7 protein-coding genes and 1 pseudogene are annotated in these 5,032 nt (G+C 69.2%); 2 read left to right on the plus strand and 6 right to left on the minus strand.

What is annotated here, in order from left to right; translation table 11 throughout:
* A pseudogene (locus D183_RS25050) lies at nucleotides 1-209 on the minus strand (nucleoside-diphosphate sugar epimerase); the annotation flags it as partial.
* 126 nt (nucleotides 210-335) lie between these two features.
* On the opposite strand from D183_RS25050, the gene D183_RS0116860 reads away from it, so the two are divergent.
* Both D183_RS0116860 and D183_RS0116865 read left to right on the plus strand, forming a co-directional pair.
* Nucleotides 336-926: a malonic semialdehyde reductase gene (locus tag D183_RS0116860; RefSeq protein WP_010343089.1), complete on the plus strand. Its 591-nt coding sequence runs from the start codon at nucleotides 336-338 to the stop codon at nucleotides 924-926.
* A gap of 83 nt (nucleotides 927-1,009) precedes the next feature.
* Nucleotides 1,010-1,648, plus strand: a complete 639-nt coding sequence (locus D183_RS0116865) for a YceI family protein (protein ID WP_017910034.1) — start codon at nucleotides 1,010-1,012, stop codon at nucleotides 1,646-1,648.
* A 331-nt stretch (nucleotides 1,649-1,979) separates the two neighbouring features.
* Here D183_RS0116865 and D183_RS0116870 read toward each other — a convergent pair whose 3' ends face one another.
* The 5 genes from D183_RS0116870 to D183_RS25055 form a co-directional block, all read right to left on the minus strand.
* Nucleotides 1,980-2,774: a siderophore-interacting protein gene (locus D183_RS0116870; protein WP_017910035.1), complete on the minus strand. Its 795-nt coding sequence runs from the start codon at nucleotides 2,772-2,774 to the stop codon at nucleotides 1,980-1,982.
* 86 nt (nucleotides 2,775-2,860) lie between these two features.
* The gene (locus D183_RS0116875; RefSeq protein ID WP_017910036.1) at nucleotides 2,861-3,406 is read right to left on the minus strand and encodes a PadR family transcriptional regulator; all 546 of its coding nucleotides are present in this window, start codon (nucleotides 3,404-3,406) and stop codon (nucleotides 2,861-2,863) included.
* 423 nt (nucleotides 3,407-3,829) lie between these two features.
* Nucleotides 3,830-4,222 (minus strand): STAS domain-containing protein, encoded by a 393-nt coding sequence (locus tag D183_RS0116880; RefSeq protein WP_017910037.1) that lies wholly within the window; start codon nucleotides 4,220-4,222, stop codon nucleotides 3,830-3,832.
* Nucleotides 4,219-4,659: an ATP-binding protein gene (locus D183_RS0116885; protein ID WP_017910038.1), complete on the minus strand. Its 441-nt coding sequence runs from the start codon at nucleotides 4,657-4,659 to the stop codon at nucleotides 4,219-4,221. The genes D183_RS0116880 and D183_RS0116885 overlap by 4 nt, the downstream gene beginning before the upstream one ends.
* Nucleotides 4,656-5,032, minus strand: a 377-nt coding sequence (locus tag D183_RS25055; protein ID WP_039728259.1) for a PP2C family protein-serine/threonine phosphatase, incomplete at its 5' end; no start/stop codon positions are given. The genes D183_RS25055 and D183_RS0116885, both read right to left, overlap by 4 nt.

Raw genomic sequence — 5,032 nt, forward strand, 5'->3', positions numbered from 1 at the left:
AGCGCCTCCGCGAACGTCGTGCCGTACGCATGCCGTGCGCCGGGCAGCCAGCGTGGCGCCAACCAGCGCCACGGCATGTGCGGCTGCAACACCAGCGCCTGGATCGGTGCCGCGGCCGGAAGCGCCAACGCGGCGGCCAGTGCCTCGGCCTGGCGGGCGTTGCCGGCGCGGCCATCGCTAATCGCCCAGGTCGCGTCCGATCGTTTCACGTTTGGTAGTAATCCGTTGCATCGCGGCTGGGTGTTGCGACAATCGTGCCACTCTACACTGGCCGCCTCGCATCGGGACGGCCCCACCGGCCTCCTGGCGCTTCCCTCGATCAAGGAACTTCCTCCATGTCCGACGCCTTGCACGACGCCGCCCTCGACCAGTTGTTCCGCACCGCCCGCACCCAGAACGCGTTCCTGGACAAGCCGGTCGACGAAGCCACCCTGCGTGCCCTCTACGACCTGGTGAAGTGGGGCCCGACCGCGGCCAACGGCAGCCCGGCGCGCTTCGTCTTCGTCACCTCGCCGCAGGCCAAGGAAAAGCTCAAGCCGGCGCTGTCCGAAGGCAACCTGGCCAAGACCCTGGCCGCGCCGGTCACGGTGATCGTGGCCCACGACGAGGACTTCCACGAGAAGCTGCCGTACCTGTTCCCGCACACCGATGCCAAGAGCTGGTTCGACGGCCCGCGCGAAGGCCGCAGCGAAGGCGCGTTCCGCAACGGCTCGCTGCAGGGCGCCTACCTGATCCTGGCCGCGCGTGCGCTGGGCCTGGATGCCGGTCCCATGTCCGGCTTCGATAACGCCAAGGTCGATGCCGCGTTCTTCGCGGGCACTGCGATCAAATCCAACTTCCTGGTCAACCTCGGCTACGGCGATCCCAGCGGCCTGTTCCCGCGCCTGCCGCGGCTGAGTTTCGACGAGGCCGCGCGCATCGAGTGAGCGCGCGGGTTCCGCTTTCGTGTCCCACCGCAGGCCCGCGCCTGCCGCAGTTTCGTCCCATCACCCCTCCAAGGAGTTCCACCATGACCAAGACCCGCAAACTGCTGCTCCCGCTCGCCATGGCCCTGGCCGTCGTCGTCGCCCAGCCGGCCACCAGCGCCTTCGCCGCGCCGGCCGCTGCCGCTGCCGCCGCCAAGGGCGTCTCCGGCACCTACACGCTCGACCCGGCCCACACCGACGTGCTGGTGCAGTGGAGCCACTTCGGCTTCTCCAACCCGTCCGCGCACTTCGGTGACGTCGACGGCACCCTGGTCTACAACGCCCAGGACGTGAGCAAGTCCAGCGTCAACGTGACCCTGCCGCTGTCCGGTCTCAACAGCTTCACCGCCAAGTTCGACGAGCACCTGAAGAGCGCCGACTTCTTCGACGCCGCCAAGTTCCCCACTGCCACCTTCAAGAGCACCAAGGTGACCTCGGCCGGCGGCAACAAGCTGACCGTCGCCGGCGACCTGACCATCAAGGGCACGACCAAGCCGGTGGTGCTGGCGGTGACCCTCAACGGTGCCGGTCCGCACCCGATGAAGAAGGTGCCGGCGCTGGGCTTCGACGCCACCACCACGGTCAAGCGCAGCGATTTCGGCCTGGGCGCCTACGTGCCGAACGTCAGCGACGAAGTGAAGATCCGCATCACCACCGAAGCGCTGCAGGCAGCGGCCAAGTAAGGCCGCCTGTGGTCGCGGCGGCGGCGCTTCGCGCGCTGCCGCCTGCCGTAACGCAAACGCCCGCCATTCGGCGGGCGTTTGTGTTTTCGGGATCTTGCTGTGTGCAGTGCAATGAAACTGCGCGCGAAAGACGCACCGTAGGGACGGCTTCAGCCGCGATGGCCTTACCGCGATGGTTCCTGGCGAAGCCCCGCATGCGCCTGAAGCGCCAGGCGCGTCCTTGCCCTCACCCCAACCCCTCTCCCGGTGGGAGAGGGGCTATTGCGCCGGATTGCCATGTATTCCGTGCCGGCCATATTGCGCGTGCTTTTTGCTTTCTTCGGCGCGGCTTTCAGTCTTCCGCCGCATCCCCGCCCGCCTTCCAATACCCCGTCGCGCGGATCCACTCCTTGGGCACGCCCAGGTGGCCTTCGACGAACTTGCGCATCATCCGCGCGCGGGCCGATTCGCAGGCGATCCAGTAGAACGCGTCGCCCTCGGGCGGGTCGAAGTCGCGCAGCGCGCCTTCCAGCAACTGGCTGCTGCGTGCGTCCACGCCGTTGCGTTCCAGCCAGGTGACGCGCAGCTCGGCGTCGCAGTCCAGCGCTTGCCGGTCGGCGTAGCCGGGAATCTCGATCAGCGCGTCCACCTCCGCGTTGGCCGGCAGGGTTTCCAGCCAGCGGCCGATCGCCGGCAGCGCGGTCTCGTCGCCGATCAGCACATAGGCATCGAAATCGTCGGCGGCGACGAACGAGCCACGCGGCCCGCCGACGACCAGCACATCGCCCGGGTCGGCCTGCGCCGCCCAGCGGCAGGCCGGGCCGTCGCCGTGCAGCACGAAGTCCAGGGTCAGTTCCTGCGCGTCGGCGTCGTAGTGGCGCGGGGTGTAGTCGCGGGCGGGCGAGGGCAGCGCGTCGGCCGGATACACCGGGCCGTGCTCGGTCATCGTCGGCAGCACGAACGCGCCTTCGGGGTTGGGGAAGAACAGCTTGACGTGGTCGTCCGGCCCGGCGCTGACGAAGCCGTCCAGTTCGGGGCCGCCGACGACGATGCGGCGCATGTGCGGGGTCAGTGGTTGCGTGCGCAGCACCTGCAGATGACGCAGGCGCAGCGGGTGGCGCAGCAGGCGGTGTTCGTGGGTCGCCATGGGAATCCTCGAAAAGTGGGGGAGAGGGTTGGCGGGCGACGCGGATGCCGAAAGCGCTGATGTCCGCGTGCTGGCTGGAAGGGGAATCAGGGTGTGTTGCCATCCATGCCGTCGGCGGCGGCATGCAACAGCGCGGCGACGCGCTCGATCTCGTCCGGGTCCCAGCGCCCGTGCCGCGCCAGCAGGCCGTGCTTGATGCGGCGCATCGCCTCGCGCACCGGCGCCGGCACGTTGGCGCGCACCAGGGCGCGCGCGCTGTGCTGGGTGCGCTGCAGCGCCGCGTCCACCTGCGCGCGCTCGGTGCGCACGAAGGCCTGGCCGGCTTCGGTGATGGCATAGCGTTTGCGCGTGGCGTCGGCATCCGCCTGCACCAGGCCCTGCGCTTCCAACTGCGCCAGGGTCGGGTAGACCGTGCCGGCGCTGGGCGTGTACAGGCCATGGAACAGCTCGGCGACCGCGCGGATCAACTCGTAGCCGTGGCGCGGCTGGGTCTCGATCATCGCCAGCAGCAACAGCCGCAGGTCGCCATGGCCGAGCGGGCGCGGCCCGCGTGCGCCACGGCCGCGGCCGGCCCGGTCGTCCTCGAACAGGCGGTGCGCGGGGTGCGGGCCGGGGGCGTGGGGTCGTCGCATTTCGATATGTCGAATTGGAAGCGGAAACGATATATCGAAGTTGTGCGGTCGGCAAGCGCCTGGCAGAGCGGGCGCTGGAGCGCGGTGGGATTGGTTCAGTCAGGACGGCAGCGCGCGTTTGCGTCGTGCGCATGCATTCGGTGTGCTTGGGAGTTCTGCGGGGATGCGCTGTCCAAGTTGCATCGGCCAGCGGTGGCCCTTGTGAGAGTCAGCTGGTCATGCAGTCGCAAAAAGGGAAGCCGGAAGCCGACTGACACCCTCCCTCGTCGGGACTGAAGTCCCTCCCACAAGAGATGCCCAGCCCATCCCTGTGGAAGTGGCTTAGCCATGACGCGCTGTACGGCAACTCCGGTCGCGGCCTGGGCCGCTTGTGTCGACAGAGGGTCTTGCAGCGCGCTCGCTGGGTGCACTGTGGGAGGGACTTCAGTCCCGACGCATTGCGCCATCGGCAAGCACCCGCCGCTGCATCTCGTCCAGGTACTCGTCCAGTTCCTGCACCGAGGTGAAGATCTCGTTCAACGGCACCGCCTTGACCACGTCGAACACCTTGCGGATCTGCGGTTGCGGGTTCACCACCAGCACCCGCCCGTCGCGCGCGGCCAGCACCTTGCGCGCCTTGAAGATCGAGCGGATGCCCGCGCTGCTGATGTAGTCCAGGTGCGACAGGTCCAGCACCAACGTGGTGATCGGGGTGGCCAGCAGCGGCGCCAGCGCCTCGTCCAGGGCCTGGTAGGTGTGGGTATCCAGGCGCCCGCTCAGGGTGAGGCGTTGGCGCTTGTCCTGCGCCGGGTCGATCTGCAGGCTCAACGTGGTCATGCGGGCGACTCCTGAAGAGGGGGATCGGCAGGTTGCAGCAACACGATGCGCACCACATTACGGCCGGCGTCGTGGCGATACTCAAGGCGGTCGGCCAGTTGCTGCACCAGGTGCAGGCCGAGGCCGCCGATCGGGCGCTCGGCGATGTCCGCGTCCAGGTCCGGCACCGGCGCGCTGCGCGGGTCGAAGGCCGGGCCGCTGTCGTGGAACTCCAGCACCAGCGCGTCGTGCAGCAGATGCAGGATCACGTCCACCGGCAGCGGCTCACGGCGCAGGTGGCCGTGTTCGAGGGTGTTGCACGCCAACTCCTCGACGATCAGCCGGGTGCGGCTGACCTGCTCGCCGCTCACGCCGTGGCGCCGTAGCGCCGCCTCCACGCTGTCGCTCAACTGCGCCAGTGCGTCGATTGCCGGTTCCATCTGCCATCGCAGCATCATCGCGTCGCCTCCCGTGCCGGATCCTGGCGTAGCCGGATCGCCAGGAGCGTAATGTCGTCGGACTGCGGTGCCGGCGCGGTGAACGCCTGCACGTCGGCCAGCACCGCGGCGCACTGCGCCTGCGCGTCGGCGCCCGGCTGCAGCGCCGCCAGCAGCCGCGCCTCGCCGTAGGGCCGGTCCTGCGCATCCATCGCCTCGGTGATGCCGTCGGTGTAGCTGAGCAGGGTGGCGCCGGCGGCCAGGCGCCCATGCACCACCGGGTAGCGCGATTGCGGCTCCAGCCCCAGCGGCGGGCCCGATTCCAGCGGCAGCAATTCCGCGCGGCCATCGGCGCCGAGCAGCAACGGCGGCTCGTGGCCGGCGCTGGACAGCC

The sequence above is a fragment of the Xanthomonas sp. SHU 199 genome (genome assembly GCF_000364665.1).
Lineage (GTDB): Bacteria > Pseudomonadota > Gammaproteobacteria > Xanthomonadales > Xanthomonadaceae > Xanthomonas_A > Xanthomonas_A sontii.

Excerpts from the sequence above, each read along its gene's own strand:
- D183_RS0116875 (WP_017910036.1), bottom strand. The coding sequence starts at position 3,406 with ATGCGACGACCCCACGCCCCCGGCCCGCACCCCGCGCACCGCCTGTTC.
- D183_RS0116880 (WP_017910037.1), bottom strand. The coding sequence starts at position 4,222 with ATGACCACGTTGAGCCTGCAGATCGACCCGGCGCAGGACAAGCGCCAA.
- D183_RS0116885 (WP_017910038.1), bottom strand. The coding sequence starts at position 4,659 with ATGATGCTGCGATGGCAGATGGAACCGGCAATCGACGCACTGGCGCAG.
- D183_RS0116870 (WP_017910035.1), bottom strand. The coding sequence starts at position 2,774 with ATGGCGACCCACGAACACCGCCTGCTGCGCCACCCGCTGCGCCTGCGT.
- D183_RS0116865 (WP_017910034.1), top strand. The coding sequence starts at position 1,010 with ATGACCAAGACCCGCAAACTGCTGCTCCCGCTCGCCATGGCCCTGGCC.
- D183_RS0116860 (WP_010343089.1), top strand. The coding sequence starts at position 336 with ATGTCCGACGCCTTGCACGACGCCGCCCTCGACCAGTTGTTCCGCACC.